The organism is Pseudomonas sp. H1_A03 (genome assembly GCF_054685145.1).
Map to the genome: position 1 here is coordinate 4,060,558 of NZ_CP162829.1, position 25,799 is coordinate 4,086,356.

General features: G+C 58.9%; 26 protein-coding genes. 12 read left to right on the plus strand and 14 right to left on the minus strand.

Annotation, left to right across the window (positions count from 1 at the left end):
- Window positions 1–10 precede the first annotated feature (10 nt).
- The 5 genes from AB4O35_RS18955 (at window position 11) to AB4O35_RS18975 (ending at window position 5,619) form a co-directional block, all read left to right on the plus strand.
- Window positions 11–271, plus strand: a complete 261-nt coding sequence (locus tag AB4O35_RS18955) for a YeaC family protein (protein WP_049708657.1) — start codon at window positions 11–13, stop codon at window positions 269–271.
- On the plus strand, window positions 268–1,098 hold the full coding sequence (locus tag AB4O35_RS18960; protein ID WP_065876386.1) for a DUF2797 domain-containing protein: 831 nt from the start codon (window positions 268–270) through the stop codon (window positions 1,096–1,098). The genes AB4O35_RS18955 and AB4O35_RS18960 overlap by 4 nt, the downstream gene beginning before the upstream one ends.
- Window positions 1,099–1,112: 14 nt before the next feature.
- Window positions 1,113–3,770 (plus strand): aminopeptidase N, encoded by a 2,658-nt coding sequence (gene pepN, locus AB4O35_RS18965; RefSeq protein WP_065881586.1) that lies wholly within the window; start codon window positions 1,113–1,115, stop codon window positions 3,768–3,770.
- Between the two features lie 80 nt (window positions 3,771–3,850).
- Window positions 3,851–4,954 carry a cell division protein ZapE gene (zapE, locus tag AB4O35_RS18970; protein WP_065946415.1) on the plus strand — a complete coding sequence of 368 codons (1,104 nt, stop codon included), beginning with the start codon at window positions 3,851–3,853 and terminating at the stop codon, window positions 4,952–4,954.
- Window positions 4,955–5,127: 173 nt separating this feature from the next.
- Complete coding sequence (locus tag AB4O35_RS18975) at window positions 5,128–5,619, plus strand: GNAT family N-acetyltransferase (protein WP_065876383.1); 492 nt, start codon at window positions 5,128–5,130, stop codon at window positions 5,617–5,619.
- 97 nt (window positions 5,620–5,716) lie between these two features.
- Here AB4O35_RS18975 and AB4O35_RS18980 read toward each other — a convergent pair whose 3' ends face one another.
- The 4 genes from AB4O35_RS18980 to AB4O35_RS18995 form a co-directional block, all read right to left on the minus strand.
- Window positions 5,717–5,920 (minus strand): hypothetical protein, encoded by a 204-nt coding sequence (locus AB4O35_RS18980; protein WP_065881583.1) that lies wholly within the window; start codon window positions 5,918–5,920, stop codon window positions 5,717–5,719.
- A gap of 151 nt (window positions 5,921–6,071) precedes the next feature.
- The gene (locus AB4O35_RS18985) at window positions 6,072–8,297 is read right to left on the minus strand and encodes a TonB-dependent siderophore receptor (RefSeq protein WP_065946414.1); all 2,226 of its coding nucleotides are present in this window, start codon (window positions 8,295–8,297) and stop codon (window positions 6,072–6,074) included.
- Between the two features lie 114 nt (window positions 8,298–8,411).
- Window positions 8,412–10,169 carry a phosphoethanolamine transferase CptA gene (locus AB4O35_RS18990; protein WP_065946413.1) on the minus strand — a complete coding sequence of 586 codons (1,758 nt, stop codon included), beginning with the start codon at window positions 10,167–10,169 and terminating at the stop codon, window positions 8,412–8,414.
- Window positions 10,170–10,329: 160 nt separating this feature from the next.
- Window positions 10,330–10,509 carry a DUF6026 family protein gene (locus tag AB4O35_RS18995; RefSeq protein ID WP_139113268.1) on the minus strand — a complete coding sequence of 60 codons (180 nt, stop codon included), beginning with the start codon at window positions 10,507–10,509 and terminating at the stop codon, window positions 10,330–10,332.
- Between the two features lie 270 nt (window positions 10,510–10,779).
- Here AB4O35_RS18995 and gnd point away from each other — a divergent pair, with 270 nt between their 5' ends.
- From gnd to AB4O35_RS19010, 3 genes are read left to right on the plus strand one after another with little or no spacing between them, the layout of a single operon-like run.
- Window positions 10,780–11,763, plus strand: coding sequence for a phosphogluconate dehydrogenase (NAD(+)-dependent, decarboxylating) (gene gnd / locus AB4O35_RS19000; protein ID WP_065876379.1), 984 nt, complete (start codon window positions 10,780–10,782; stop codon window positions 11,761–11,763).
- Window positions 11,760–13,283 (plus strand): glucose-6-phosphate dehydrogenase, encoded by a 1,524-nt coding sequence (gene zwf / locus AB4O35_RS19005; RefSeq protein WP_065876378.1) that lies wholly within the window; start codon window positions 11,760–11,762, stop codon window positions 13,281–13,283. Before gnd ends, zwf begins: the two co-directional genes overlap by 4 nt.
- Complete coding sequence (locus AB4O35_RS19010; RefSeq protein ID WP_065876377.1) at window positions 13,280–14,104, plus strand: Cof-type HAD-IIB family hydrolase; 825 nt, start codon at window positions 13,280–13,282, stop codon at window positions 14,102–14,104. The genes zwf and AB4O35_RS19010 overlap by 4 nt, the downstream gene beginning before the upstream one ends.
- A gap of 66 nt (window positions 14,105–14,170) precedes the next feature.
- Here the strand turns inward: AB4O35_RS19010 and AB4O35_RS19015 are convergent, their stop codons facing one another.
- Window positions 14,171–14,431, minus strand: a complete 261-nt coding sequence (locus AB4O35_RS19015; RefSeq protein WP_065881580.1) for a hypothetical protein — start codon at window positions 14,429–14,431, stop codon at window positions 14,171–14,173.
- A 343-nt stretch (window positions 14,432–14,774) separates the two neighbouring features.
- On the opposite strand from AB4O35_RS19015, the gene AB4O35_RS19020 reads away from it, so the two are divergent.
- Window positions 14,775–16,100 carry a sigma-54 dependent transcriptional regulator gene (locus tag AB4O35_RS19020; protein ID WP_065876375.1) on the plus strand — a complete coding sequence of 442 codons (1,326 nt, stop codon included), beginning with the start codon at window positions 14,775–14,777 and terminating at the stop codon, window positions 16,098–16,100.
- Between the two features lie 85 nt (window positions 16,101–16,185).
- Here AB4O35_RS19020 and AB4O35_RS19025 read toward each other — a convergent pair whose 3' ends face one another.
- The 7 genes from AB4O35_RS19025 to AB4O35_RS19055 all read right to left on the minus strand — a co-directional run bounded on the left by AB4O35_RS19025 (window position 16,186) and on the right by AB4O35_RS19055 (window position 22,206).
- Entirely contained in the window at window positions 16,186–17,490 is a 1,305-nt protein-coding gene (locus AB4O35_RS19025) for a hypothetical protein (RefSeq protein WP_065876374.1), read from the minus strand.
- Between the two features lie 49 nt (window positions 17,491–17,539).
- Entirely contained in the window at window positions 17,540–18,283 is a 744-nt protein-coding gene (locus AB4O35_RS19030) for a hypothetical protein (protein WP_065889705.1), read from the minus strand.
- A gap of 38 nt (window positions 18,284–18,321) precedes the next feature.
- Entirely contained in the window at window positions 18,322–19,002 is a 681-nt protein-coding gene (locus tag AB4O35_RS19035; RefSeq protein WP_065876372.1) for a C39 family peptidase, read from the minus strand.
- Between the two features lie 75 nt (window positions 19,003–19,077).
- Window positions 19,078–19,815: a hypothetical protein gene (locus tag AB4O35_RS19040; RefSeq protein WP_065881575.1), complete on the minus strand. Its 738-nt coding sequence runs from the start codon at window positions 19,813–19,815 to the stop codon at window positions 19,078–19,080.
- 67 nt (window positions 19,816–19,882) lie between these two features.
- Entirely contained in the window at window positions 19,883–20,434 is a 552-nt protein-coding gene (locus AB4O35_RS19045; protein ID WP_065876370.1) for an adhesin, read from the minus strand.
- Window positions 20,434–20,883, minus strand: coding sequence for a hypothetical protein (locus AB4O35_RS19050; protein ID WP_065876369.1), 450 nt, complete (start codon window positions 20,881–20,883; stop codon window positions 20,434–20,436). The genes AB4O35_RS19045 and AB4O35_RS19050 overlap by 1 nt, the downstream gene beginning before the upstream one ends.
- A gap of 327 nt (window positions 20,884–21,210) precedes the next feature.
- Window positions 21,211–22,206, minus strand: coding sequence for a FecR family protein (locus AB4O35_RS19055; protein ID WP_065876368.1), 996 nt, complete (start codon window positions 22,204–22,206; stop codon window positions 21,211–21,213).
- 143 nt (window positions 22,207–22,349) lie between these two features.
- Here AB4O35_RS19055 and AB4O35_RS19060 point away from each other — a divergent pair, with 143 nt between their 5' ends.
- Together AB4O35_RS19060 and AB4O35_RS19065 are read left to right on the plus strand one after the other, a co-directional pair.
- Window positions 22,350–22,619 carry a PepSY domain-containing protein gene (locus AB4O35_RS19060; protein ID WP_065876367.1) on the plus strand — a complete coding sequence of 90 codons (270 nt, stop codon included), beginning with the start codon at window positions 22,350–22,352 and terminating at the stop codon, window positions 22,617–22,619.
- Between the two features lie 462 nt (window positions 22,620–23,081).
- Window positions 23,082–24,119: an Ldh family oxidoreductase gene (locus tag AB4O35_RS19065; protein ID WP_065876366.1), complete on the plus strand. Its 1,038-nt coding sequence runs from the start codon at window positions 23,082–23,084 to the stop codon at window positions 24,117–24,119.
- 34 nt (window positions 24,120–24,153) lie between these two features.
- Here the strand turns inward: AB4O35_RS19065 and AB4O35_RS19070 are convergent, their stop codons facing one another.
- The gene (locus AB4O35_RS19070) at window positions 24,154–24,474 is read right to left on the minus strand and encodes an ElaB/YgaM/YqjD family protein (RefSeq protein ID WP_010172915.1); all 321 of its coding nucleotides are present in this window, start codon (window positions 24,472–24,474) and stop codon (window positions 24,154–24,156) included.
- Between the two features lie 163 nt (window positions 24,475–24,637).
- Between AB4O35_RS19070 and AB4O35_RS19075 the strand changes: the two genes are divergently transcribed.
- The gene (locus AB4O35_RS19075) at window positions 24,638–24,892 is read left to right on the plus strand and encodes a hypothetical protein (protein WP_049708634.1); all 255 of its coding nucleotides are present in this window, start codon (window positions 24,638–24,640) and stop codon (window positions 24,890–24,892) included.
- On the opposite strand, the gene AB4O35_RS19080 is transcribed toward AB4O35_RS19075, so the two are convergent.
- On the minus strand, window positions 24,864–25,778 hold the full coding sequence (locus AB4O35_RS19080) for a LysR family transcriptional regulator (RefSeq protein WP_065889707.1): 915 nt from the start codon (window positions 25,776–25,778) through the stop codon (window positions 24,864–24,866). The two genes, AB4O35_RS19075 and AB4O35_RS19080, sit on opposite strands and share 29 nt — an antisense overlap.
- Window positions 25,779–25,799 lie beyond the last annotated feature (21 nt).

The window sequence follows — 25,799 nt, forward strand, 5'->3', positions numbered from 1 at the left end:
GAAGAGCCTCATGTCCTCTTTTGCTGAAATGATTGAAAACATCACCCCGGACATCTACGAGAGCCTCAAGCTCGCCGTGGAAATCGGCAAGTGGTCCGATGGCCGCAAACTGTCCCCTGAACAGCGTGAGCTGTCCCTGCAAGCCATGATCGCCTGGGAACTCCAGAACTTGCCGGAAGACCAGCGCACCGGCTACATGGGGCCGCAGGAATGCGCGTCCAAGTCCGCGCCGGTGCCGAACATCCTGTTCAAGTCGGATGCGATCCATTGATTGAAATTGGTCGTGGTGCAGTCAGCAAGATGTCGGCGCAACTCGGTGAGCCGACCGTTCAATACGCGTTTCGCCTGGGCGATGCCGAGGTGCCGGTCAACCCGTTGATCGGCACGCACATTCGCCTGGAATATTTGGGTGCCATCCATTGCAGCCATTGCGGCCGCAAGACCAAGACCAGCTTCAGCCAGGGGTATTGCTACCCGTGCATGACCAAGCTGGCCCAGTGTGACCTGTGCATCATGAGCCCCGAACGTTGCCATTACGATGCCGGCACCTGCCGCGACCCAGGCTGGGGCGAGAAATTCTGCATGACCGACCACGTGGTCTACCTGGCGAATTCGTCGGGGATCAAGGTCGGCATCACCCGTGCCACTCAACTGCCGACGCGCTGGCTGGACCAGGGCGCGAGCCAGGCGCTGCCGATCATGCGCGTGGCGACCCGCCAGCAATCCGGTTTCGTCGAGGACGTGCTGCGTAGCCAAGTGGCCGACAAGACCAACTGGCGCGCGCTGCTCAAAGGCGATGCCCAGCCTGTCGACCTCAAGCACGTGCGCGACGAACTGTTCGCCTCCTGCGCCGAGGGCCTGCTGAGTTTGCAGGAACGCTTTGGCTTGCAGGCCATCCAAACGATTGCCGACATCGAACCGATCGAAATCCGCTACCCGGTCGAGCAGTATCCGACCAAGATCGTCAGCTTCAACCTGGACAAGAACCCGATTGCCGAAGGCACGCTGCTGGGGATCAAGGGCCAATACCTGATCTTCGACACCGGCGTAATCAACATTCGCAAGTACACGGCCTATCAGCTCGCCGTGCATCAGTAAAAAGGATGCCACCCATGCGCACCGAACAACCGAAGATGATTTACCTGAAGGACTATCAGGCGCCGGACTACCTGATTGACGAGACGCACCTGACCTTCGAGTTGTTCGAGGACCACAGCCTGGTCCATGCGCAACTGGTGATGCGCCGCAACCCGGAGCGCGGCGCCGGTTTGCCGCCCCTGGTGCTGGATGGCCAGCAACTGGAGCTGTTGAGTGTCAACCTGGCCGATCAGGAACTGACGGCTGATGATTATCAACTGACCGACAGTCACCTGACGGTGCATCCGCAGAGTGCGACGTTTACCCTGGATACCACGGTAAAAATCCACCCGGAAACCAACACCGCCCTGGAAGGCTTGTACAAGTCCGGCAGCATGTTCTGCACCCAGTGCGAAGCCGAAGGCTTCCGCAAGATCACTTACTACCTTGACCGCCCGGACGTGATGAGCACGTTCACCACCACGGTGATCGCCGAGCAACACCGCTATCCGATCCTGCTGTCCAACGGCAACCCGATCGCCAGCGGCCCCGGCGAAGACGGCCGCCACTGGGCGACCTGGGAAGACCCGTTCAAGAAGCCTGCCTACCTGTTCGCCCTGGTGGCCGGTGATTTGTGGTGTGTTGAAGACACCTTCACCACCATGACTGACCGCACTGTGGCGCTGCGCATCTACGTCGAGCCGGAAAACATCGACAAGTGCCAGCACGCCATGACCAGCCTGAAAAAATCCATGCGCTGGGACGAAGAAACCTACGGCCGTGAGTACGACCTCGACATCTTCATGATCGTCGCGGTGAACGACTTCAACATGGGCGCCATGGAAAACAAGGGCCTGAATATCTTCAACTCCAGCGCCGTGCTGGCCCGCGCCGAAACCGCCACCGACGCCGCGCACCAGCGGGTGGAAGCGATCGTTGCCCACGAATACTTCCACAATTGGTCGGGCAACCGCGTGACCTGTCGTGACTGGTTCCAGCTGTCGCTCAAGGAAGGCTTCACGGTATTCCGTGATTCGGGCTTCTCGGCTGATATGAACTCCGCCACGGTCAAGCGCATCCAGGATGTGGCGTACCTGCGTACCCACCAGTTCGCCGAAGACGCCGGCCCCATGGCTCACGCCGTGCGCCCGGACAGCTTTATCGAAATCTCCAACTTCTACACCCTGACGGTGTACGAAAAGGGCTCGGAAGTGGTCGGCATGATCCACACCCTGCTCGGCGCCGAAGGCTTCCGTAAAGGCAGCGACCTGTATTTCGAACGTCATGACGGCCAGGCTGTGACCTGCGACGACTTCATCAAGGCCATGGAAGATGCCAACGGCGCCGACCTGACTCAGTTCAAACGTTGGTACAGCCAGGCCGGTACGCCACGCCTGGCGGTGAGCGAGTCCTACGACGCAGCGGCCAAGACCTACAGCCTGACCTTCCGCCAGAGCTGCCCGGAAACCCCGGACAAGGTAGAGAAACTGCCGTTCGTGATCCCGGTGGAATTGGGCTTGCTGGACGGGAAGGGCGCGGGTATCGCCTTGCGCCTGGCCGGTGAAGCGGTTGCGGGCGGCACGTCGCGTGTGATCTCGGTGACCGAGGCCGAGCAGACCTTCACTTTTGTCGATATCCCTGAGCAGCCTTTGCCTTCGCTGCTGCGCGGTTTCTCGGCGCCGGTGAAGCTGAGCTTCCCGTACAACCGCGATCAACTGATGTTCCTGATGCAGCATGACAGCGATGGCTTCAATCGTTGGGATGCCGGTCAGCAGCTGTCGGTGCAGGTCTTGCAGGAGCTGGTTGGTCAGCATCAACAAGGCCAGGCGTTGAAGATGGATCAGCGCTTGATCACCGCGCTGCGCAGCGTGTTGAGCGACGAACGCCTGGACCAGGCGATGGTGGCGGAAATGCTATCGTTGCCGGGTGAAGCCTACCTGACCGAAATCAGCGAAGTGGCGGATGTGGATGCCATCCACGTCGCCCGTGAGTTTGCGCGCAAGCAACTGGCCGACAACCTGCATGAAGAACTGTGGCTGCGCTACCAGGCCAATCGCGAGCTGTCCAAGCAAACGCCGTATGTGGCTGCGGCTGAGCATTTTGCCCGTCGCGCGTTGCAGAACATCGCGCTGTCGTACCTGATGCTCAGCGGCAAGCCGGAAGTCCTGGCCGCGACGCTTGAACAGTTCGACAGCAGCGACAACATGACCGAGCGCCTGACCGCGCTGGCGGTGCTGGTGAATTCGCCGTTCCAAGCGGAGAAGGCCCAGGCGCTGGCCGTGTTTGCCGAAAACTTCAAGGACAACCCGCTGGTCATGGACCAGTGGTTCAGCGTTCAGGCCGGCAGCACCTTGCCGGGTGGGCTGGCGCGGGTCAAAGCGTTGATGGAACACCCAGCGTTCACGCTGAAGAATCCGAACAAGGTTCGCGCCTTGATCGGCGCCTTTGCCGGGCAGAACCTGATCAACTTCCACGCAGCGGACGGCTCGGGTTATCGCTTCCTGGCGGACTTGGTGATCGAGCTCAATGCCTTTAACCCGCAGATCGCTTCGCGCCAATTGGCGCCACTGACCCGTTGGCGTAAATACGACAGCGCGCGCCAGGCGCTGATGAAGGCGGAGTTGGAACGCATTCGTGGCTCTGGCGAGCTGTCGAGTGATGTGTTTGAGGTGGTCAGCAAGAGCCTTGCCTGAGTCACTGCACTGAAGGAAAAAACGGCCTGTCGGGCCGTTTTTTACGGCTGTAGATTTCTCCGTAGGTCATAATGGCGGGCATGACTTCTGACTCGCCCCTCGCTGCCTACCAATACGCCATTGCCCAACAGGGCTTCGTTGCCGACGACGCCCAGCGTCGCGCGGTGGACGCGTTACAAACCTGCCATGAAGCCCTGCATAAAGGCCGCACGCCGATCACCGGCGTATACCTATGGGGCCCGGTCGGCCGTGGCAAGACCTGGCTGATGGACCAGTTCTATCAAAGCCTGCGGGTGCCCGCGCGACGCCAGCATTTTCATCACTTCATGAAGTGGGTGCACCAGCGACTGTTCCAGCTGACCGGCACCCACGATCCGTTGCAGGCGCTGGCCCGGGAGCTGAGCGCGGAGGTGCGCGTGCTGTGCTTTGACGAGTTGTTTGTGAGTGATATCGGTGACGCAATCATTCTCGGGCGCTTGTTTCAAGTCATGTTCAAGGAAGGCGTGGTGATGGTGTGCACCTCTAACCAACCGCCTGACCAGTTGTATGCCGATGGCTTCAACCGCGATCGACTGTTACCGGGCATTGCGGCGATAGAGCAGCATATGCAGGTGGTCGCGGTGGATGGCGCTGAGGATCACCGTTTACACCCAGGCGTTGGCATTCAGCGCTATTGGGTGAATCAGCCCGACGCGCTGGCAGATGTGTTCAGACAGTTGGCCCCAGGGCAGGCGGTGCATAGCGGACCGGTCGTTGTCGGGCATCGTTCCATCGTCGCCGTGCAGTCTTGCGACACCGTGCTCTGGTGCCGCTACGCCGACCTGTGCGAGCAACCTCTGGCGGCGATGGACTTCATGTTGCTGTGCGATCGCTTCAAGGCGATCCTGCTGGGCGAGGTGCCTGACCTTAGCGCGCAACAACGCCCGGGCCGCATAGCCCGTGGCACCGAAGACGGGGCCCAACGCGTAGCGGCCGGGGATCGTGAATTGCCGCAGCTGTCGGTGCGTGATAACGGCGTACGTCGGTTCATTGCTTTGGTGGATGAGTGCTACGACCGCAGGGTGCCTTTGTATGTGGAGGCTCAAGTGCCGTTGGAGTGCCTCTACACCGAGGGTTACCTGGAATTTCCTTTCCGCCGCACCCTGAGCCGCTTACGAGAGATGCAGTTGCAGCGTTACGGCTGAAGCGTGTGCGAAAAGATCCGCAAATGAATGATTCGCGCTTTTTTACCGGCGCAACCTTCGCGTTTTCAAACGCATATTTGTAGTTAATCTCCTTCAGCAGGCGGTGCTTCCACGCTTACAATTGGGCCTCTCAAAGGGAACCGAATCCCTTGTTGCCGTTATCGAGGAAGGAAATGGACACCCCTGACATCCTGGTGCTGCAAGCCAGCTACACCAACGCCGTGCATGCCGAAGCCATCTCGCTGGTGCTCAACCATTACGCCGAAGATCCGATGGGGGGTGGGCACAGCCTGGACCCGGATTTGCTAGCGCAACTTCCGGCCGAATTAGCCAAGCGTGCGCACGCGTTCAGCGTGTTGGCGTTTGTGAATGGAGAGCCGGCGGGGTTGGTGAATTGTTTTGAAGGTTTCTCGACCTTCGCCTGTCGCCCATTGGTCAACGTCCATGACGTGGTGGTAATGGATCAGTTCCGTGGCTTGGGCTTGAGTCAGAAAATGCTGCAGAAGGTTGAGGAAATCGCCCGTCAACGCGGTTGCTGTAAGATTACCCTGGAAGTGCTTGAGGGCAATGAAGTAGCGAAGGCCGCGTACCGCAAGTTCGGATTTGACGGCGCTAAGTTTGATCCCGCGTATGGCGCCATGTTGTTTTGGAATAAGTCGCTGTAAAAAATAGGGGTGTGACGGGCAATAAAAAAGGCGCCATTACATGGCGCCAAGTTAATCTTTGTCAACGGAGCGGAATGACAAAGAGTATTACGGTACATCAACTTTTTGGTTGCTGTGCGTCGTCGCTTTTCGAGTTTTTAACATCGCTGGAGGCCGTTTGCTCGGTTGTGCCGTGCGCCTTGTCCTGCATGAAATTAAAGTTAGCGTAAAACTCTTTGGAACGCTCTGAACCGCCTTCGGCAAAGGCGGCGGCGGAACTCAAGGTCATTAAGCCAGCAAGCATCAGCGTCGAGATTTTCATTGTCGGTATTCCCATAAAGTGTGATCGGTGTCTGTTCTCTTGGATCAGACTCGTGGGGCCGATTATGTGCAGGGTGGATTAAGCGAAGCTTAACGGGATAGCCGCCAACCTTAACGATTTTGTTAAGCTTGGCGGTCATATAAGCTGTATTTTAAAGCTTCCAATCCAGCGCAAGCGTGATAGCGCGCGGGTCGCCCCAATAAACGCCGTTATAGAAGCCGACGCGTTCGTAATATTTTTTATCAAATAGATTATTGACGTTGATCGACGCCGAAACGTGTTCGTCGAACTGGTAGCGGGACATCAGGTTGACCACTGCGTAGGCCTGCTGGATGATTTTCGCCCGTTCGGTGACCAGCCGATTACCGACACGTTGCCCTGTAGGCCTGTCGCTGAACTCATAGATATCGCTCTGCCAGTTGACGGCCCCCCCCACCGTCAGGTTTCGCCACGTCCCCGGCAAACGGTAGGCGCTGGACACCTTCAGCAAATTCAATGGCTGCCCGGTGTTGTTGCGCTTGTCCGAGCCATTAACGGAGTGGGTGTAGGTGTAGCCCGCCGTCAGGTTCCAGTCCGGCATCACTTCGCCGGCAACCTCCAATTCGAAGCCGTTGACCTTGTTACCTTTGCCGCCGGACTTGTAGTACTCCTCACCCGTGGTCGGGTTAGGCAGGGCCGATTCATCCCGCTCAGCGACGTTGTCCTGTGTGCTCCAGAAGTACGCTGCCGCCACGTTCAAGCGTTCTTTCAGCAAACTTCCCTTGAGACCCACCTCATAGTTGCTGCCCACCACCGGTTCCAGGTACTTGCGGTTGACGTCCTTGAGGCTTTGCGGCTTGAAGATGTCGGTGTAGCTGGCGTAGACGGTGTATTCCGGCGTGATGTCGTAGAGCAGGCCGGCGTAAGGCGTCCACAGGTCATTGTGGGTCTGGCGAGTCTTGTTGGCCGCGATCAACTGATCATCGTCACCGTATTCGGGCGTCGCGCTCTCCAACGCCCAACTGCCATAGCGGCTGCCCAGTACGGCGTGCAAGCGCTCGGTGAGACTCAAGCGCGTGGCCAAGTAGCCGGCTTTCTGTTGCTTGCTGCTGTGTTCACCCTTGAGGTCGGTAACGGTGTCGCCGAACTTGCCAATCCCGCCCATGTATTTCCAGTCGTCGATCGTGTAGTAGCCACCTGGGATGCTGCTGCGCATCACTGGGGACACGTCCCGCTGCGTGGCCTCGCCATAACCCATCATCAGTGCATGTTCGCGGCCCAGCAACGCGTAGCTGCCGGCAAGGTTGAGGTCGACAGCTTCCATTCTTGAGGTGCCACGCATGTGGCTGGCCCAGGCAGTCATGCCGCTGCGGTCGTCATTGGGGAAACCCGCGCCGCCGTAGTACACCTTGCCATCCGTGTCGCTCTGGCGATGGGTATAGGCTGCCTTTAAATGCCAATCACCGCCCAGCCGATGATCGAGGCTGGCGAAGGTTGTCTTGTCGGTCAGCGGCCAGGAACTCCAGTGCGCCGCCATATTGGTCGAGCGCGACAGCCCGGCCTTGCCACCCTGGCTATTCCAGTAAGGCACGGTGCCCCAGGACGTGCCTTGCACTTGCTTGTTCTGGTAATCAAAACCTACGGCCAGTACGGTTTCATCTGATAAATCTGCTTCAAGAATGCCGTAGCCAACCGCCCGTTGCAGCGCGTAGTTATCACGCAAGGATTGGCTGTCGCGGTAGGCCAGCACCGTGCGCCCGCGCAGCTTGCCGTCGAATGCCAGCGGACCGCCCACATCCATGTAGCTGTAGTAGTTGTCGTAGCTGCCGGCCTTTACCCCGGTTTGCGCCTGCCATTGAGCGGTAGGGCGCTTGCGCACCATATTGACCGTGGCGGAGGGGTCGCCGGCGCCGGTGGTCAAGCCGGTGGCACCACGAACCACCTCGATGTGGTCGTAGATGATGGTGTCGGCATCGGATTTCATGTAGCCAAAGGTGTTGAGCATCCCATCAATCTGGTAGTTGCTGATGCCATAACCACGCGAGGAGTAGGAGACGCGGTCGGAGTCGTTGTGCTGAACGTTGACCCCCGTGGTCTGGCGCAGCCCCTCTGTCAACGTATTGAGATTGAAATCATCCATCTGTTGGCGAGTGATCACCGAGATCGACTGCGGGGTTTCCTTGACGGACAGGTTAAGGCGGGTGGCGGTACTCATCGAACCGGTCGTGTAGGCGCCCGTGTGTTCAGTGGTGGCGCCAAGGCTTTCGGCGGTGATGCTCGTGGCGCCCAGTTCGAACGTTTTCTGTTCGGGGTCGGTTTCAGCCAACAGATCCGGGCTCGCGACCACGCTGAAGAGGCCGAGGGTGAAGGTCATGGAGCGGGTAAGAGGCGCAAACATCGCAGAAGACTCCTTGTCGTCTTTTTGGCCTTTCCGGTCGGGAAAGGCCATGGTTCAAAGACGAAAGGAGTGGGCGAACTTTAGGCTTAAACGAGAATGATTGTTATCTTTCTGTTACGGCGCCGGCTGTTCCTGGAAGACTACGTCAGCCGGGCTTACCTTTTTCGGCTTGATCAGGCTGAAGTCAATCAGGGGTTTTTGTTGGCGCAGGTAGGGGTTGCCTATCATCTGCGGGCGTGCCGTGAAGCTGTCGCTCACCAGGCTTTTCGTACGGTCCAACTCGTTGAAACTCAGGCCGGCGAGGTCGGCCCACGTATGAATCAGCTGCGAGCTGCTGTAAGGCCGTTGCAAGTCGCCGGCAAAGCTCCAGTCGTGGTTTTCACGCCATTTTGGTGAGGCGTAGGCCATGAACGGAATGGTGTACATCGGCGCCGTCGGCTTGCTTTCGTTGCGTCCCAGCGTGCTGTGGCCCGCCGAGTCGAACACGTCTTCGCCGTGGTCCGACAAGTACAGCAGGAAACCGTTTGGATCGGTCTTGGCGTAGTCCTTGATCAGGCTCGACACCACAAAGTCGTTGTAGAGCACGGCATTGTCATAGCTGTTGTAGGTGGGCAGTTGATCGTCGGTCACCCCAGCCGGCACGCCCTGGCGGTCGGTGAATTTATCGAAGGTCTGCGGGTAGCGATACTGGTAGCTCATGTGGGTGCCCAACAGGTGCACCACGATGAACTTACGCTCGGCCGGGTCGGCCAGGGCCTTGGAAAACGGCGCCAGTACGTCGCCGTCGTATTGACGGGCGTTCTGGTTGCGGTTGTTGTTCAGGTACACCTGCTCGTCGGCCTGTTCGGAAAAGGTCGTGAGCATGGTGTTGCGCTTCGTCATGGTCTGTTGGTTGGTGATCCAGTAGGTCTTGTAGCCGGCCTGTTTCATCACGCTGACAATGGATGGCGTCTTGAGGTACAGGTCCGGGTTCTCTTCGTCAGCGAAGGTCAATACCTGTTGCAGCGCTTCGATGGTGTAGGGGCGCGGGGTGATGACGTTGTCGAACACCGCCAGTTGGTCGCGCAGTTTGTCCAGCTCCGGCGTGGTGTTACGCGGGTAGCCGTAGAGGCTCATGCGCTGACGGTTGGTGGACTCGCCGATCACTAGGACCAGGGTTGATGGCTGGCCGGCCATGCTGTCCTTTAGGTTTGTGAGGGGCGGGATCTGGCTGGCGCTGTCGAGCATGCCTTGCATGTTGTCCAACTGCTCGGTGTAGCGGCGGTAGGCGACGATCATCTGCCACGGCACCGCGGGTTCGATGCGCGATTCAAAGCGGTCGATGGCATCGTCCATCGTGTCGCTGCGGGCGATCTGCTTGACCAGCGGGTAACCAATGACGCCCACCAGGATCGCCGTGGCTGCGAGCAGCGCCTGGCCACGTGGCAGATACACCGGGCGTACGCGGGTCCATAGGAAAATGGTCACGGCGGTGTGGGCGATGAACGCAAGCACGATCCACCAAGCGAAATATTGGGTGGCGTATTCACCGGCTTCAGAGATGTTCGACTCGAACATGATGAAGATGACGCTTTGGGAAAATTCCTGCTGGTAGATGAAGAAATAGCCCAGGCTGGCCATGGAGCAGGCCCACAGGACTACACCGATCAAGGCGGCGAACAAGCGTGTACGGCGGGGGAATATCAGCAGTGGCGCCAGCCAGATCGCACTCATGAAGAACGCTTGGCGAAAACCACTGAAACCAGAGGTGCCACTGAGCTGAATCAGCAGTTGGGTAATACCCGAGAAGTACCAGAAAAACAGGAATAGCCAGCCAAGACCGGCCCAATCAAAGCTTTTCGCAGACTTGGTGCTGCGTTCGAACATCGCCATCCAGCGCTCCAACCCGATAATTTTTCAGTCGACGCGCAGGGCTGCGCGCAACAGAGGCCACCCTTGCATGGGGTGGCCCTTCGGGCGGGAGTATCGGGAGGGACGTGTGAAAACTTTGTGAGATTTTTGTAGGTGTAATCTTACAAAGTGATGACGGGGTTTAGCAGAGCGCTGGCTGGGCGCCGGAAGGCTGATCCAACTGGGCCTGGATGATGTGCGAACGCAGGCGTATGACTTCCTGCTGCAGTTGTTCGCGTTCGTCTTTCAACTGGCGCAGCTCGTCGCGTCGAATGGTGACGTAGAGGGTCTGTGGCGGACGGTTCATCTGTGCAGTGCTCATTGCTTACCTCGCAAATAGCCAGTGTGTCGCGGTGTGCCAGAACGCTTGAGTCGAGGTTCTCGGCAGCAGTCAGGGCAATTCTGAATTCTTTTTGCGAGCAATGGAACTTTTTTATTTTTGAAGGTCGTGTGACTTTTTGTGCAGTGATGCTGAAATGATGGCAAATTTTTTGTCATGAAACTACAGGTATCCGCGCTGGACTAACCCTCATTAGCCTCATTGCGCTATAAACTATGTCACACATTTTTTAGTAGTTAGGAGCATCAGCACATGCAACTGGGGATTATTGGACTAGGCCGCATGGGCGGGAATATTGCACGGCGCCTGATGCTCAATGGGCATACCACCGTTGTTTACGACCGTAACGAAGCATTTGTAAAAGGCTTGAGCGAAGAGGGCGCCACTGGCGTTGCTGACCTTAAGGCCCTGGTTGCCGGGCTGCAAAAGCCACGCACCGTGTGGGTAATGTTGCCGGCAGGCGCGCCTACCGAAGACACCATCAACGAACTGAGCACACTGCTGGAAGACGGTGATGCAATCATCGACGGCGGCAACACCAACTATAAGGACGACGTTCGCCGGGCCAAGGCGCTGGCGGAAAAAGGCCTGCACTATGTCGACGTCGGTACTTCCGGCGGCGTCTGGGGCCTGGAGCGTGGCTACTGCATGATGATCGGTGGCGATACCGGGACCGTGCAGCGCCTTGATCCTATCTTCAAGAGCCTGGCCCCGGGCCTGGGCAACATTCCGCGCACCAAGGACCGTTCTGCCAGCGCTGACCCTCGCGCCGAGCAGGGCTATATCCACGCCGGCCCTGCGGGCTCCGGGCATTTCGTCAAGATGATCCACAATGGCATCGAATACGGGATGATGCAGGCGTTCGCCGAGGGTTTTGACATCCTCAAGACCAAGAATTCGGAAAACCTGCCGCAAGACCAGCGTTTCGACCTGAACGTTGCCGATATTGCCGAAGTCTGGCGCCGTGGCAGTGTGGTGTCGTCCTGGCTGCTGGACCTGACCGCCGACGCCTTGGCCACCGACCCGAAACTCGACGGTTACTCCGGTTCCGTTGCCGACAGTGGCGAAGGCCGCTGGACCATCGAAGCCGCCATGGAACAAGCCGTGCCAGTGCCCGTACTGTCCACCTCGCTGTTCGCCCGATTCCGCTCGCGCCAGCAGAGCACGTACGGTGACAAAATGCTCTCAGCCATGCGCTTCGGCTTTGGTGGTCACGTGGAGACTTCCAAAAAATGACCGCCAACGGCAAAAAAACCAAGGCCGAACCCGCACCTCCGACCACCTTGTTTCTGTTTGGCGCCCATGGCGACCTGGTCAAGCGCCTGCTCATGCCGGCGCTGTACAACCTCAGTCGTGATGGGCTGCTGGGCGACGGCTTGCGCATCGTCGGCGTTGATCACAACGCGATCAGCGACGCCGATTTCGCCAAGAAACTTGAAGACTTCATTCGCACCGAAGCGGCGAGCAAGGTCAAGGGGAATGCGGATAACGCCCTGGACCCACAATTGTGGGCGCAGTTAGCCAAGGGCATCAGCTACGTCGAGGGTGATTTTCTCGACGACAGCACCTACGCCGACATCGGCAAGAAGATCGCCGACAGCGGCACCGGCAACGCGGTGTTCTACCTGGCCACCGCACCGCGTTTTTTCAGCGACGTGGTGCAGCGCCTGGGCAGTGCTGGCCTGCTGACGGAAACCGATGACAGCTTCCGTCGCGTGGTGATCGAAAAACCTTTCGGCTCCGACCTGGCCACCGCCGAAGCGCTGAATGCCAGCCTGCTCAAAGTGATGAGCGAGAAGCAGATCTATCGCATCGACCATTACTTGGGCAAGGAGACGGTGCAGAACATCATGATCAGCCGTTTCTCCAACGTGCTGTTCGAAGCGTTCTGGAACAACCATTACATCGACCACGTGCAAATCACCGCCGCCGAAACCGTCGGCGTTGAAACCCGTGGCAATTTCTTCGAGAAGACCGGCACCCTGCGCGACATGGTACCCAATCACTTGTTCCAACTGCTGGCAATGGTGGCGATGGAGCCACCTGCCGCCTTTGGTGCCGACGCCGTGCGCGGTGAAAAAGCCAAGGTGATTGGCGCCGTACGCCCCTGGTCATTGGAAGATGCGCGGACCAACTCGGTACGCGGGCAGTACACCGCCGGTGAAATCGGCGGTAAGCCACTGCCGGGTTACCGCGAAGAAGCCAACGTTGCACCTGACAGCAGCACTGAGACCTTCGTCGCCCTCAAGGTGATGATCGACAACTGGCGCTGGGTCGGCGTGCCGTTCTACCTGCGCACCGGCAAGCGCATGAGCGTGCGCGACACCGAAATCGTGATCTGCTTCAAGCCGGCACCCTATGCACAGTTTCGCGATACCGAAGTCGATGAGCTCAAGCCCACCTACCTGAAAATCCAGATCCAGCCGAATGAAGGCATGTGGTTCGACCTGCTGGCAAAAAAGCCCGGGCCGACCCTGGACATGGCCAACATCCAGCTGGGTTTTGCCTACAAGGACTTCTTCGAGATGCAGCCCTCGACCGGGTACGAAACCCTGATCTACGACTGCATGACCGGCGACCAGACCTTGTTCCAGCGTGCGGACAACATCGAAAACGGCTGGCGCGCCGTGCAGCCCTTCCTCGATGCATGGCAGGAAGATGACGGGATCCAGGCCTACAAGGCGGGTGAAGATGGGCCTGCAGCCGCCGATGCGTTGCTGGCCCGTGATGGCCGTGCCTGGCACAGCCTCGGATGAGTGACGCAGCGATTCATCCCATCCGTTTTATCCTCAGTGATGTGGACGGCACGTTGTTGCATCCTGATCACAGCCTCAGCCAGCGCACTGCCGATGCCGTGCGCGCCTTGCGCGACAGTGGGGTGTTTTTCAGCCTGGCCAGCGGGCGACCGCCCAAGGCCATGCTGCACCTGATCGAAACCTTCGGCATCGATGTGCCGGTGGCGGGCTTTAACGGTGGCACGCTGATCAACCCGGATGGCAGCATCCTGGTCGCCCACCATCTGCCGGCAGAAGCGGCGCTGGTCACCCTGGCGCTGTTTTCAGCGGAGCCGGAGGTGGAAGTGTGGGTGTTTGCCGATGGCGACTGGCTGCGCCGTGACCCGCCAGGGCCGATGGAGCAGCGCGAAGCCGATGGTCTGGGATACGGGCCGGTAGTGGTGGAGAGTTTTGAGCCGTACCTGGACCGGATCGACAAGATTGTCGCTGCCAGCAACAACACGCAATTGCTGGTGGAGCTGGAAGCGCAGCTGCAGCCCAAGGTGCAGGGGTTGGCCCAAGTGTCACGCTCGCAACCGGTGTACCTGGATGTCACCGCGATGTTGGCCAACAAGGGCGAGGCCTTGAAAACCCTGGCGGCGCACCTTGGGGTCCCCTTGGAGCAGACGGCGGCTATCGGCGATGGTGGCAATGACCCGGCGATGTTTCATGTAGCCGCGTTATCGATTGCCATGGGGCAGGCTGAAGAAACCGTCAAGCGCCAGGCCAGTGTGGTCACTGGCAGCAATCTCGAAGACGGCGCTGCCGAAGCGATCGAGCGGTTTATTCTCGCGAAGCGATAAGCGGTTTTCGCTCTAACACTGAACTTGCGCTCATTTAAACCGATGAGCGCAAGTTACAGCGTTGGATTACTTGGGCATTGCCCAGGATTGCAACTGATGGCCATCTTTATCGAGCTCGGCACGGGCTTGCAACAGCAAGTTTTCCAACTGCGTCGGGTCGGTATAGGCACTTGAGGACAGTTGTTTGCTGCCGATGCGGGTATTGGTGCGGTCGATGACACTCAGGCTCAGGGCGCCGTTGCCATCGTGCCAAGCCACGCACTGAAAGGGTTGGAAGGCACGGTCTGCGATCAAAAGAGCTTCGTTGATGCGGAGCGGGGCGTTCATGTGGGTTCTCTCTCATTGCCCATTCAAGTGAGTGCCGGCGGTTGGGCTGACCGTGCGGCGGGTTACTTGTACTGATGCACGATGGCCGGGTACGGGTCACATATTAGAACAACTATTTTCAACATTTAGTGATTAACGTCATGTAAGCGGCTGTTTTGAAAGCTGATTGAAAGTTTCAGCGTCGCGTAACTTTTATCGGCTCGAACGCAGGGAGATGGCTTTCTGCCCAGACTTATAGCGAAACGTTACAAGGACTGCGTCAAGACCTTGCTAGGGTTAGCAACAGACGTTCCAAACTGTTGTTTCTAAATAAATTTAATGATTTTGACGCCAAGGAACAGTCATGGGTGGACCCCCCGTTCAACGCCGATTGCTAGTAGTTGATCCTTGTGATGACTGCCACGGGCTGCTGCCCGGTTTGCGCACGGCGGGGTGGGAAGTCGACAGTTGCAGCTTGGACGCGGTGGGCGACCGATCCTGCGACGTCGGCCTACTGCGCTTGCAGCCCGCTCACCTGGAACGACCCGAAGCCGTCAAAGAGCTGATCGGCCGCAGTGGGACCGAATGGATCGCCGTGCTCGACCAGGATGTGCTACGGCTGCAGAACTTCGGTGACTTTGTCTGCGAATGGTTCTTTGACTTCCATACCTTGCCCTTCGACGTCGCCCGCGTGCAGGTGACCCTGGGCCGTGCCTTTGGCATGGGACGGTTGCGGGGCAAGGGCCATACCCCGGTGGACGAGCCCGAGCACGAATTGCTCGGTGACAGCCGGCCCATTCGCGAACTGCGCAAATTATTGTCGAAACTGGCGCCTACCGAATCTCCCGTGTTGATTCGAGGCGACAGCGGCACCGGCAAAGAGCTGGTGGCCAAGACCCTTCATCGCCAATCCCAGCGGCATGCCAAGCCGTTTGTGGCGATCAACTGCGGTGCGATCCCTGAACACTTGATTCAATCCGAATTGTTCGGCCATGAAAAAGGTGCGTTCACCGGCGCCCATCAACGCAAGGTCGGGCGAATCGAGGCGGCCAATGGCGGCACGTTGTTCCTGGATGAAATTGGCGATCTGCCGATGGAGCTGCAAGCCAATCTCTTGCGGTTTCTCCAGGAAAAGCAGATCGAGCGGGTCGGCGGCAGCCAGCCGATCCCGGTGGATGTGCGGGTATTGGCCGCCACCCACGTCGACCTGGAAGCCGCGGTGGAGAAGGGCACCTTTCGCGAAGACTTGTATTACCGCCTCAATGTCCTGCAAGTGGTGACCGCACCGTTGCGCGACCGCCATGGCGACATCGCGATGCTGGCCAACCACTTTTCACGTTTCTACAGTCAGGAAACCGGTCGTCGCCCGCGTAGTTTCAGTGATGACGCCCTCGTCGCGATGGGCGAGCACTCTTGGCCTGGCAATGTGCGCGAGTTGGCCAACCGCGTACGCCGCGGGCTGGTGCTCGCCGAAGGACGCCAGATCGAAGCCGTTGATCTGGGGTTGCACGGCCAGCAGGCAATTTCGCCGCCCATGGCTACACTGGAAGACTATAAGCACCGCGCCGAACGCCAGGCGCTGTGCGACGTGCTCAATCGGCACAGCGACAACTTGAGTGTGGCGGCCCGTGTACTGGGCGTTTCCCGGCCCACGTTCTACCGGTTGCTGCACAAACACCAGATCCGCTAGGGCGGGTAAACCGAAAAGCCCCGCAACGACCCTTATCGTTGCGGGGCTTTTCCTTGTGCGCTGTATTTACTTGGGCTGCGTGGTGTCAGAAGTAGTACGGGAATTTCAGGCTAAACGTAAAGTCCGGCGCATCATCCGTCATCCCGATCGCCAGGTTAGGCACGATCGTCAGGTTTTCCGTCGCCGCAATCGTCATGCCCACGTTGAAGTAACCCGCGTTGGCATCGCTGGACACCACCGACTGCCAGTCCCCACCGTTAGGCTTAAGCTTGCTCTTGCGCTGGATCAGGTCGGACACCGAGAACGACATACTCATCTTCTCGTTCAGCGCGAAGGCCACACCAAGGCCGAGCTGGAAGCTGTCACCCAGGCTGACCTTGCCGCCGACCTTCTGGTTGACGTCACTGCTGATATCGTCAAACGACTCCTCGAAGTTATGGGTATACGACAGCGAGCCAAACAGCACGGCCGGGTCAAACGTCTTGACCAGCGAGATACCCGGCGTGATCGACCACACGCCGTTACCCGTAGGCAGGTTTTCCGGCACATACAGGTTGTCGTTGGCGGTAGACCGCACCAGCTTGATGCCAAACGGTTCTTTGCCCGTAGGCGCTTTGACGCGTACCGACACCACCGCATCCGGCAGGGTCGGGGTTTCGTCGAGGAACTTGTAGGCCACACCGAAGTTGACGTCGCCGATGGTCGGGTCTCGACTCACCGATTCTTCCGAGGTGGCGTTGGCGTTGTTGCCGGCACCGCCGGACTGGTAGGTCGATTCGCGGTACACCACCGGCACGTTCACGTCGAACTGCCAACGGTTGTCGACGTTGTAGCGGCCGGTCAGGTCCAGGGTCCAGTTATCCGACTTGATCCGGTCCAGGTTGATATTGCCCAGGAAGATCGAGTCCAGCGCCAGGAAGCCGTTGAGCGTAAGTTGGCGAGCGTCGTAGCGCGCATAGGTCACACCGGTTTCAAAGCTGAACTTGCCATTGCCAAAAAAGCCGCTGGCCTCGTTGTAGAGGTTGCTCACGCTTTGCGCCGGCGCCGAATCGTCCTTGAGCGACTGACCGTAGGAACTGCCACCGCCTCCCGCACCGCCTGATGCCGCTGCCGCGCCGGTACCGGCGACAGTTGTGCCGCTGGCCTTCTGAAAGTCTGCCGGGGATTTGGCCAGGCGTTTGGGCGCCGGTGTGGCCGGTTGGTCCTCGACTTGACGAACCCGCTGCTCCAACACCGCCAAGGCTTTTTGTTGTACTTCGTACCGCTGCTTGAGTTCCAGAAGTTCCTGTTTGAGGGTTTCGATATCGGCGTCTGGCGCGGCATACAACATGGATGCGGGCAAGAGCGTACTTAAACAGACCACCGCGCGTAGCGATAACGATCGATGCATGAAATAAGCCGTCCTTTTCTAATGCGAAAGTGTCGAGGGTCAGCGTAGTTCAATACCCGAGAGTACGTAGGCCTTTGAGTTGGTCCAGATTGCAGTTCAATGCCGGGTTGGTCAGGCCGTTGTTCATCACCACATTGAGCTGGGTCATGTTGGTGACGAAGTTTCTATCGCCGGTCAACACCGTGCCTTGGAGCACTTGCCCGCCGCCAATCTGCTGGAGGCTGTTGCCCTGGTTATGATTGCCTTGGATCGCCATCTGCAAGCCGCCATTGTTGGCCGATACGCTCACACGGCCGGCCGCGCTGTCGCCGCTGACTGTGCCACCTGCCACCAGCACTTGCCCCGATTGCACGATGTTGGACGGGGCGAAGCCATTCTCTGTGACGTTGATACCGACATTGTTGTAGGCGGTGTTGCCATCGCCGGCGGTGCGTACGCTTTGGGTCACGCCCGTGCCGGTGCCCAGGCCTGCGCCCCCGACCACGTTACCGGTGCCGGTATTCTGGTGGGTGCCCGTGCCGGACGAGCCGGTGGTCTGCACGTAAAACTGCGGTGTGAGGGTGGACGAGTCGACTTGCATGCTGGCCTTGCCGGTGATGGTGTCGCCTATGGCATTGGTCCAGGTGCTGCTCATGACAATACCGAAACTGATAATCCGCCCCGGCATCACATACCGGCCGCGCAGTTCGGCCATTTCCGAATCCTTGAGCTCAATCGGCTTGAACCCCGATGAAGCATAAGCGGGCATTGAGGCTGCCAGACACAAGACCGTCAGCCAACGGGAAGTGTTCATCTCTTGCTCCTGGAGCGTCCTGCCCCTTGTTGCGCTTCTTAGAAGAAGTCGCTCTGGATGAAACCGAAGTCCATCAGCTCGGCATCGCCTACGGGCCTGAACTCATTCAACTGGTTCTTGGCGGTCAGTGGCGTGGGCGGGTCAAGCAAGGCGTTGGCCTTGTCGTAGCCTTCACCCAGCACGGCGAAGACGATGCCATTCCAGCCTTTGACGAAGTCGTCGTGTGAATAGCGCTTGTGGCCCAGCACTGGGTCACCGACATAGACCCACTCCTTGTCCGCGCGCTGCAACACCACGAAGTGCTTGTAGCCACGAATTTCCAGCAACACCACCACGGGGATCTTCACGGTCGCCAGGGTATCTGGCCCGATTTTGTAGCCCCGGGCACGCATGCCGATGCTTTCGAGGTAGCGCTTCATGTCCAGCATGGAAAAGCCCTGGGTACGTACCAGGTCCTGGTCTGCATTGACCAGCATGCCTTTGATGACGTGGTCTTCGTCTACGTCGAGCCAATAGCCCTGGCGCAGGATGGTGGCGAGTGCCGCAGCACCGCAGCTGAAATCGGTTTTCTGTTCCACCAGGTTGGCGAACCGGCGTTCACGGATACTCTCGACCTTTTTGTAGATGACTGCACCGCCAGGCATGGCGGAGATCGCCATGGTGCCTGCCCAGGTAGGGCCGGTGAGCAGCATCAAGAGGCTGAGGGTTGCTAAGCGCATGATCGTATGACCTGCTGGGTACTGATACAAAAACCAGGAAATAAAAAAGGGCCTTGTTGCCAAGGCCCCGTTGGATCAGAAGCGCACGCCGCTGGCGCAGACGCTGCAACCCTGGCCGATCGACAGGCTGTTGCTGCCTTGGTTGCCGGCACCGGATTGAAGGTTCACACCCACGTTGCCGGAGTTGCGGTTAATCGAGTTGTCGGCGCTGGAGTTGTTCGACACGTATTGAGGTTTGCCGTAATGGCCGTACCCGCTAGCGGCGGTATTGAGGTAGTTGTTGGCGAGCGAGTTTTGCTCGGTGTTGGCGGCGGCTGCGATGTTTTTGCCATCAGCCGTGGTGATTGCCAGGTTGTTTTTGCCTTGGTTGCCTTGACCGGCCTGGCCGTTGTAGCCCAGGTTGCCGGAGTTACCGTTAGCCGATCTATCCAAGGAGGCGTTGTTTTGAGTGCCTTTGTTGACGAAGTTGTTCAGGCCGCTGTTTTGATTCACATCGACTACGGCAAACACGGTGGCGAAGTCGCCTTTGGCGCTGGAGATGGCGCCAGAGTTGTCTGCCTGGTTACCGCTGCCGGCTTGAACGTTCACACCGACGTTACCGCTGTTCCCGGTTACCGAGTCATCGGCAGAGGCGTTATTTTCGGTTTTGGTGTCGTCGAACTTGTTGCCCGCGCTGTTTTGTACATCCGTAACCACGGCGGCAACAGTACCGGTTGGCTGAGGCGCTGGGTGCCAGCCACCAGCTTGAGCGGCGGCAGCCATGAGTGCGGCGAGAGCGAAAACCATTGGTTTCAGAGCCATTTGAGGTTTCATGGTGTTTCTCCTTGCTTCTAATTAGTTGGTTAAGTGTTGGTACGGTCTAACGTGTGCTACCAAGCGGTTACTTGATAGTGATGCCCAGGGTGTTAGCCACTCGGTTCCCCACCCCTGCACTCTGGTTCACCTGAATCACTCCTCGGCTGCCGGTGAAGGCCTGGTCGCTTGTCACGACCTGGCGGCTGCCAGTGGTGGGGGTGAGCCCTGAGTCGGTTGCCAGCGTCGTCGTGTTCTGTTGCAACAGGACGCTGTCGTCGATGCTTTGCGGGCCAGGGTTGATGCTGATCCGCACGGCATTGATTGATTGGTTATTGGCCCCGGCGGACTGGTTGATGCCCACCATGCCGTTGCCATTGGTAAAAGAAGTGCCCTCGATCGACGCCTTGGCGTTCAGGGAGGGGTCGACCTTACCGTTCATGTTCTGGATGTTGCTGGTGGTGGCCTGGCCACCGAGTGCGACGGCACGGTTGTTGGCCATCTGCTGCTGATTGCCCGCCGCCTGGTTGATCATTACGTTGCCGTTGTAGTCTTTGCCGCTGTTGTTGATCACCGCGGTGTTGTCGGCCATGGCCGCCGCGCTGCCCAGCAGGGCCAGAAGCAGCAGGGAACGTTTCATTATTTGCCCCCCATCATGCTGCCGATGTTGTTCAGAGGGGCCATGCCACGCTGGATCGAATCGTTGATCTGCCCGCCCACGGAGGCGCCTGCACCATGGCTGACGGCGGCGCCGGAACCGAGTGTCGACACGCTGCCTTGGGTATTATTCAAACCGGGGATGTTGCCGTTTGGGATGATGGCGTGGGTGATGCTTGAGCCGCTGCTGATGCCACCGATGTCCATGTCACTGAGCTCGCCGGTGGACCCCAGGATCTCGCGGCTCGGGTTGGCATTGGCGGTGGAGGGGTAGGGGTCTTTGCCAAATGCAGATCGGCCATACATGTGGCCCTGTACGTCGCGGCCAGTCACGATAACGCCGTCACCCGCATAGCTCGGAACACTGAGGCCGGCACTGAGTGCACAGCTGATCAGCAAAACGTTCATCGAACCTTGAGTGAATGTATTCACGGCGGCATTCCTTATTCTTCGCGCTGACCCTAAACAGCGCTGTAAGGGATAGAGCAGAAGCCGTGCCGCTTTTTATTTAGCCTTGGTATTCAATGTGTTATGGGAATTGATGGGCAAAGTGATGGCATCGCTGTTTCATCCATGAAACAGCACCCTGCGTGGGCCCACAGACTTAGCCACTGCGCAAACGCTTCACTGGCTGTATCAGCGTTGTAACAACACGTATGACAAAACGGTGAATGCGCTGAGCACGGGCGATTCAGGGCAGGGGGGTGTTAAAAAAATGGACACTGGTGTCGCGACAGCGCCCAGGCGAGCAGGCAGGGGTCAGCCTTTGGGTGTTTTACGCGGAATAGAATTGAGTACGGGGTTGCCGTCCTGGTTCTGGGTCAAGTACACCGGCAAAACCTTGGGCAGGGAGGGAATGAGGTTATTGACCTCATCAATGTTGTAGATACCACCGATGCGTATTGCACCGGTCGTGGCGTCGGCCAGCATCACCGGTTTGCTCAGGTAGCGGTTGATCAGCGGCAACGCGTCGGCCAGGGCCAGGTTGTCGAGGATCAGCTTGCCCTGGCGCCAGGCCAGCGCGGTGTCATTGGGGTTGATCGTGCGCACGCGTGGCGTGGCATCACCCTGCTGGTAGCTGGCCTGCATGCCGGGTGTCAGGGGCACGCTTCCGTGGACTTGGTCGCTGGCAATCTGCACCGAGCCTTCGAGCAACATCACCCGCACCTGGTCTTCATATTTCCAGACGTTGAACTGGGTACCCGTGACACGCACCTGGCCATTGCCTGCGTGCACAATGAACGGATGGGCGCTGTCATGGCTGACCTTGAAGAACGCTTCGCCTTTTTTCAGCGTGACCCGACGTTGGTCCTTGTAGTTGCTGTAGACCAACTCGGTACCCAGGTTGAGTTCCACCTGGCTGCCATCGTCGAGGATGACCTGGCGCAGGTCATTAGCGGCCTCGAAGCGCTCATAGGAACTGGGCAACCAACCGGCTTCCCAGCCAGTGAAGGCGGTCAGGGGCAGGGCGCCCAGGCAGATCGCCGCAGCCACCGCATAGAGGCGCGACCGGCTACGGGGCTTGAACGGCACCACCGTCGGTGTGGTGTCGTGGCGTGGCAGGTGGTCCGCAACGTCCCAGATCTCCAGCATTGCCGCGTATTCGAAGGCGTGCAGCGGGTGCGAATCGTGCCATTGGGCAAAAGCCTGACGCTCACTCGCGGTGCAATCACCCGCGTGCAGGCGCATGCACCAATGCGCGGCGGCGTCGGTGATGGCGTCATATTCGGCTTCTGAAATGGACTTTTCGCTCATTAACTCATCCTGATTTCTTACATTCTAACCTCCCAGGGTGGACCGCGAGAACAGCCATCATGGCGATTGCACATCAATTGGAACTTATTCTCGTTTGAAAGCACCTAAGAAATTCAGGACATTTCCCACAATGGAGTACGAAAATGCTGAAGAAAACCTTAGTCGCTTTGTGTGCAACCTCTGCGCTGATCAGCGCCGGTGCAGCCCTTGCCGATAAGCCGGGGGCGGGTTGGATCCCGATCGAGAAGGCGATTGAAGTCGCCAAGACCAAAGGCGGATACGTCGAGGTGTACGCCGCCGAGGCAGACGACAATGGCTACTGGGAAGTCAAAGGCCGCAAGTCTGACGGCACCGTGTATGAAGCCCGCATTGATGGCGCCTCGGGCAATATCCTGCGCGACCAGAAAGACTGATACCCCCCTCGGGGGCCTGTTCAGGCCCCCGGACCCAGCTTGCACACACGCCAACGGGGCAGATTGCCCAAGCCTCTCAATTACCCATTTTTCGACGGCCACAGGCGGCTCACGGCTTTGACGCGCGGCGTCGGTGTCGGTGTAGTCATCAGCTGCTCGAGATCCTTCAGGGTCAAGCCCAGCGCGCGCTCTGTCTCAAGAGTGTTTGCGAGTGATCGGGCGCAGGAACTCATCGAAAAAATACGCAGGAGTTACGCTTGCCATGGGTTGCTCTCTCAGCACCAGGGGGCTGTCTCGAGCGCAAGATTAGGCAGCGATGGTGCCGTTGCAGCGCTAGATAACGGATGCAAACACAAGTGCTCTGGCAAACGTTGATTGACAGCAGGCGCAAGCCGCGTTGTTTAATCACAGGCTCGAGTCTCCCGTCTTGTCGCCCCTTCCAATCATAATTCGGAGCTTCAGATGTCTACGCCGTCCAAGGTCGTTGAGAGTTCCAATGTCTCCATTAGCTTCAGTGCGCTGGTGGCCTTGTTGCAACAGGTCTTTGAGCGCCATGGCACCTCGCCTGAGGTGGCTGCGATCCTCGCCCACAATTGTGCCAGCGCTGAACGCGACGGCGCCCATAGCCATGGCATTTTTCGTATTCCCGGTTATCTCAGTACCCTGGCCAGCGGCTGGGTGGATGGCCGTGCGGTGCCGCAGGTTACCGACGTGGCCTCGGGGTTTGTGCGGGTAGATGCCGCCAACGGCTTTGCCCAGCCGGCCCTGGAAGCTGCCCGTGCACTGCTGGTGGAAAAAGCCAGGAGTGCCGGGATCGCCTTAATGGCGATCCATAACTCCCATCATTTCGCGGCCTTATGGCCGGATGTCGAACCGTTCGCCGAGCAGGGGCTGGTGGCGTTGAGCGTGGTCAACAGCATGACCTGCGTGGTGCCCCACGGCGCCGACCGCCCGCTGTTCGGCACCAACCCTATCGCCTTCGCAGCCCCACGCGCCGATGGTTTACCTATCGTATTTGACTTGGCCACCAGCGCTATCGCCCATGGTGACGTGCAGATTGCCGCGCGCAAAGGGGAGCGTTTGCCTCTGGGCATGGGCGTTGATGGGTTGGGTCAGCCGACTCAGGACCCCAAGGCGATTCTTGAAGGGGGCGCCCTGTTGCCGTTTGGCGGGCACAAGGGGTCGGCGCTTTCGATGATGGTCGAACTGCTGGCCGCGGCGTTGACCGGCGGGAACTTCTCGTTTGAATTCAACTGGTCCGATCATCCTGGAGCGCGTACGCCATGGACAGGGCAGTTGCTGATTGTGATCGACCCCAGCAAGACCGCAGGGCAGAGCTTCGCCGAGCGCAGCCAGGAGCTGGTGCGACAGATGCATGCGGCAGGGTTGCGGCGTCTGCCGGGAGATCGGCGGCACCGGACGCGGCTCAGGTCCGAGCAGGAAGGGATCGTCTTGGACGCTGAGGAGTTGCAAGGCCTGCGGGCTTTGGCCGCCGGCTGAGCAGGCTGCGCCATGGGCGCAGCCTTTTTATACATCAGTTGCGACGACCCAACAGCAGGCCTACCACCAGGCCAAAGCCTGCGGAAATCGCAACGGTCTGCCAAGGGTGGCCACCGATGTAGGTTTCGGTGGCATCCACCACTGGCTTGCTGCGTTCGCGCACGTTGGACACCGAATCCAGCGCCTGCTTGAGCTTGATGGCGACCTGTTCGCGCAGGGTTTCGCCTTCTTCGCCTACCAACGACGCGCTGCTTTTGAGCAGTTTGTCCGATTCTTCGATCAGCGCCGTCAGTTCACTGAACGCTTGATCCTTGATTTGCTCTTCGACGGCTTGGGCGGCAGATTTGCGGGCCATTGTGTGACTCCTTGCAGGTGAATGTGACAGTGAACAATGGAGTGTCGGGCGTTGGTAAAAGTTGCAGTTTTTTTGCCTGCACCCACTCCCGAGCAAAATCCGAATCAGGATGTTTCGACCTACAGTGTAAGATGTCGTCTATTTGTACAGCAGGAAATTCAACATGAGCTTTAATCTCGCCAACAAGACCCTCGCCGAACGTGCCGAGCTGGAAGATGAAAAGTCGCGCCTCTATGACCTGTGGCAAAGCAACCTGGGCAAGGCCAAGGGCGAGGCCGCGCGGTTGTTCGGCGAACGCGCCAAGCGCAAGGGCAAGTGGGCCGAGTGGGTGCGTGCCGAGCTTGACGGTATGTCGCCGCCAGAGTTTTCCAACATGGTGCGCAGTGAGGTCAACAAGTTGATGGCGGCGACCAAGTAAAGCTCGCCACAATCGCTTCACGCACTTTCAGTAACAGCGGATCGAGCTGCGCCTGGGTTCGCCAGCCCAGCTCGATCGGGTAGCGCGGCAGGGCCAGCGGGCACGCCAGTACGCGCAAACCGGTCATCGCACCGATGACTTCGGCGGCGTGGCCGGGAATAGTCGCAACCGCCTGGCTGCCCTTGAGCAAAAACGGCAGCGCGGCGAAGTGGCTGGTAGACGCACACACCTGACGACTGAGGCCCTGCGCCGCCAAGCCCTCGTCGGTAATCCCGATAAACCCGCCTGACGACACCAGCACATGCTCGCGGGTGACGAACTCGTCCAGGCTCATGCTTGGCTGGTCGGCGTCCACCAGGCAGCGATAATCACCTTCCCCCAACACTTGGCGACTCAGCCTGCTGTGCGCGAACCCGCCTGCGGTAATCGCCAGGTCCAACGTGCGCTCAAGCAGCGCTCCGGCCACGATCTGGCTGTGGGTCTGACGGAAAATCACCCGCAGTCTTGGTGCGCGTCGGGTAATTTCATCCATCAGCCGTCGGCCGTAGGCTATTTCGAAGTCATCGGACAAACCCAGCACCACGGACCGGCCCTGATATTGCTGATTGTCCGGATTAACCATGGCCAGGCTCTGTCGGCAGCGGTCCAGCGCTTCACTGATCAGCGGTTTCAACTGGTTCGCCCGCAAGGTCGGCGCCAGGCCGCGTCCGGTACGCACGAATAATTGATCGCCATACACCTCGCGCAGGCGCCGCAAACCTGCGCTGATGGCCGATTGTGTAACGCCCAGGCGCAATGCCGCGCGGCTGGCGCTGGACTCATCATGCAGGGCTTCGAAGGTTTTCAGCAGGTTCAGGTCGACCTGGGTGATATTCATTTGGCTCATATCATTCAGCACTGAAGTGGG

Coding starts and splice junctions, on each gene's coding strand:
- AB4O35_RS18955 (WP_049708657.1), top strand. CDS start 11: ATGTCCTCTTTTGCTGAAATGATTGAAAACATCACCCCGGACATCTAC.
- pepN (WP_065881586.1), top strand. CDS start 1,113: ATGCGCACCGAACAACCGAAGATGATTTACCTGAAGGACTATCAGGCG.
- zapE (WP_065946415.1), top strand. CDS start 3,851: ATGACTTCTGACTCGCCCCTCGCTGCCTACCAATACGCCATTGCCCAA.
- AB4O35_RS18975 (WP_065876383.1), top strand. CDS start 5,128: ATGGACACCCCTGACATCCTGGTGCTGCAAGCCAGCTACACCAACGCC.
- AB4O35_RS18980 (WP_065881583.1), bottom strand. CDS start 5,920: ATGAAAATCTCGACGCTGATGCTTGCTGGCTTAATGACCTTGAGTTCC.
- AB4O35_RS18985 (WP_065946414.1), bottom strand. CDS start 8,297: ATGTTTGCGCCTCTTACCCGCTCCATGACCTTCACCCTCGGCCTCTTC.
- AB4O35_RS18990 (WP_065946413.1), bottom strand. CDS start 10,169: ATGGCGATGTTCGAACGCAGCACCAAGTCTGCGAAAAGCTTTGATTGG.
- AB4O35_RS18995 (WP_139113268.1), bottom strand. CDS start 10,509: ATGAGCACTGCACAGATGAACCGTCCGCCACAGACCCTCTACGTCACC.
- gnd (WP_065876379.1), top strand. CDS start 10,780: ATGCAACTGGGGATTATTGGACTAGGCCGCATGGGCGGGAATATTGCA.
- zwf (WP_065876378.1), top strand. CDS start 11,760: ATGACCGCCAACGGCAAAAAAACCAAGGCCGAACCCGCACCTCCGACC.
- AB4O35_RS19010 (WP_065876377.1), top strand. CDS start 13,280: ATGAGTGACGCAGCGATTCATCCCATCCGTTTTATCCTCAGTGATGTG.
- AB4O35_RS19015 (WP_065881580.1), bottom strand. CDS start 14,431: ATGAACGCCCCGCTCCGCATCAACGAAGCTCTTTTGATCGCAGACCGT.
- AB4O35_RS19020 (WP_065876375.1), top strand. CDS start 14,775: ATGGGTGGACCCCCCGTTCAACGCCGATTGCTAGTAGTTGATCCTTGT.
- AB4O35_RS19025 (WP_065876374.1), bottom strand. CDS start 17,490: ATGCATCGATCGTTATCGCTACGCGCGGTGGTCTGTTTAAGTACGCTC.
- AB4O35_RS19030 (WP_065889705.1), bottom strand. CDS start 18,283: ATGAACACTTCCCGTTGGCTGACGGTCTTGTGTCTGGCAGCCTCAATG.
- AB4O35_RS19035 (WP_065876372.1), bottom strand. CDS start 19,002: ATGCGCTTAGCAACCCTCAGCCTCTTGATGCTGCTCACCGGCCCTACC.
- AB4O35_RS19040 (WP_065881575.1), bottom strand. CDS start 19,815: ATGAAACCTCAAATGGCTCTGAAACCAATGGTTTTCGCTCTCGCCGCA.
- AB4O35_RS19045 (WP_065876370.1), bottom strand. CDS start 20,434: ATGAAACGTTCCCTGCTGCTTCTGGCCCTGCTGGGCAGCGCGGCGGCC.
- AB4O35_RS19055 (WP_065876368.1), bottom strand. CDS start 22,206: ATGAGCGAAAAGTCCATTTCAGAAGCCGAATATGACGCCATCACCGAC.
- AB4O35_RS19060 (WP_065876367.1), top strand. CDS start 22,350: ATGCTGAAGAAAACCTTAGTCGCTTTGTGTGCAACCTCTGCGCTGATC.
- AB4O35_RS19065 (WP_065876366.1), top strand. CDS start 23,082: ATGTCTACGCCGTCCAAGGTCGTTGAGAGTTCCAATGTCTCCATTAGC.
- AB4O35_RS19070 (WP_010172915.1), bottom strand. CDS start 24,474: ATGGCCCGCAAATCTGCCGCCCAAGCCGTCGAAGAGCAAATCAAGGAT.
- AB4O35_RS19075 (WP_049708634.1), top strand. CDS start 24,638: ATGAGCTTTAATCTCGCCAACAAGACCCTCGCCGAACGTGCCGAGCTG.
- AB4O35_RS19080 (WP_065889707.1), bottom strand. CDS start 25,778: ATGAGCCAAATGAATATCACCCAGGTCGACCTGAACCTGCTGAAAACC.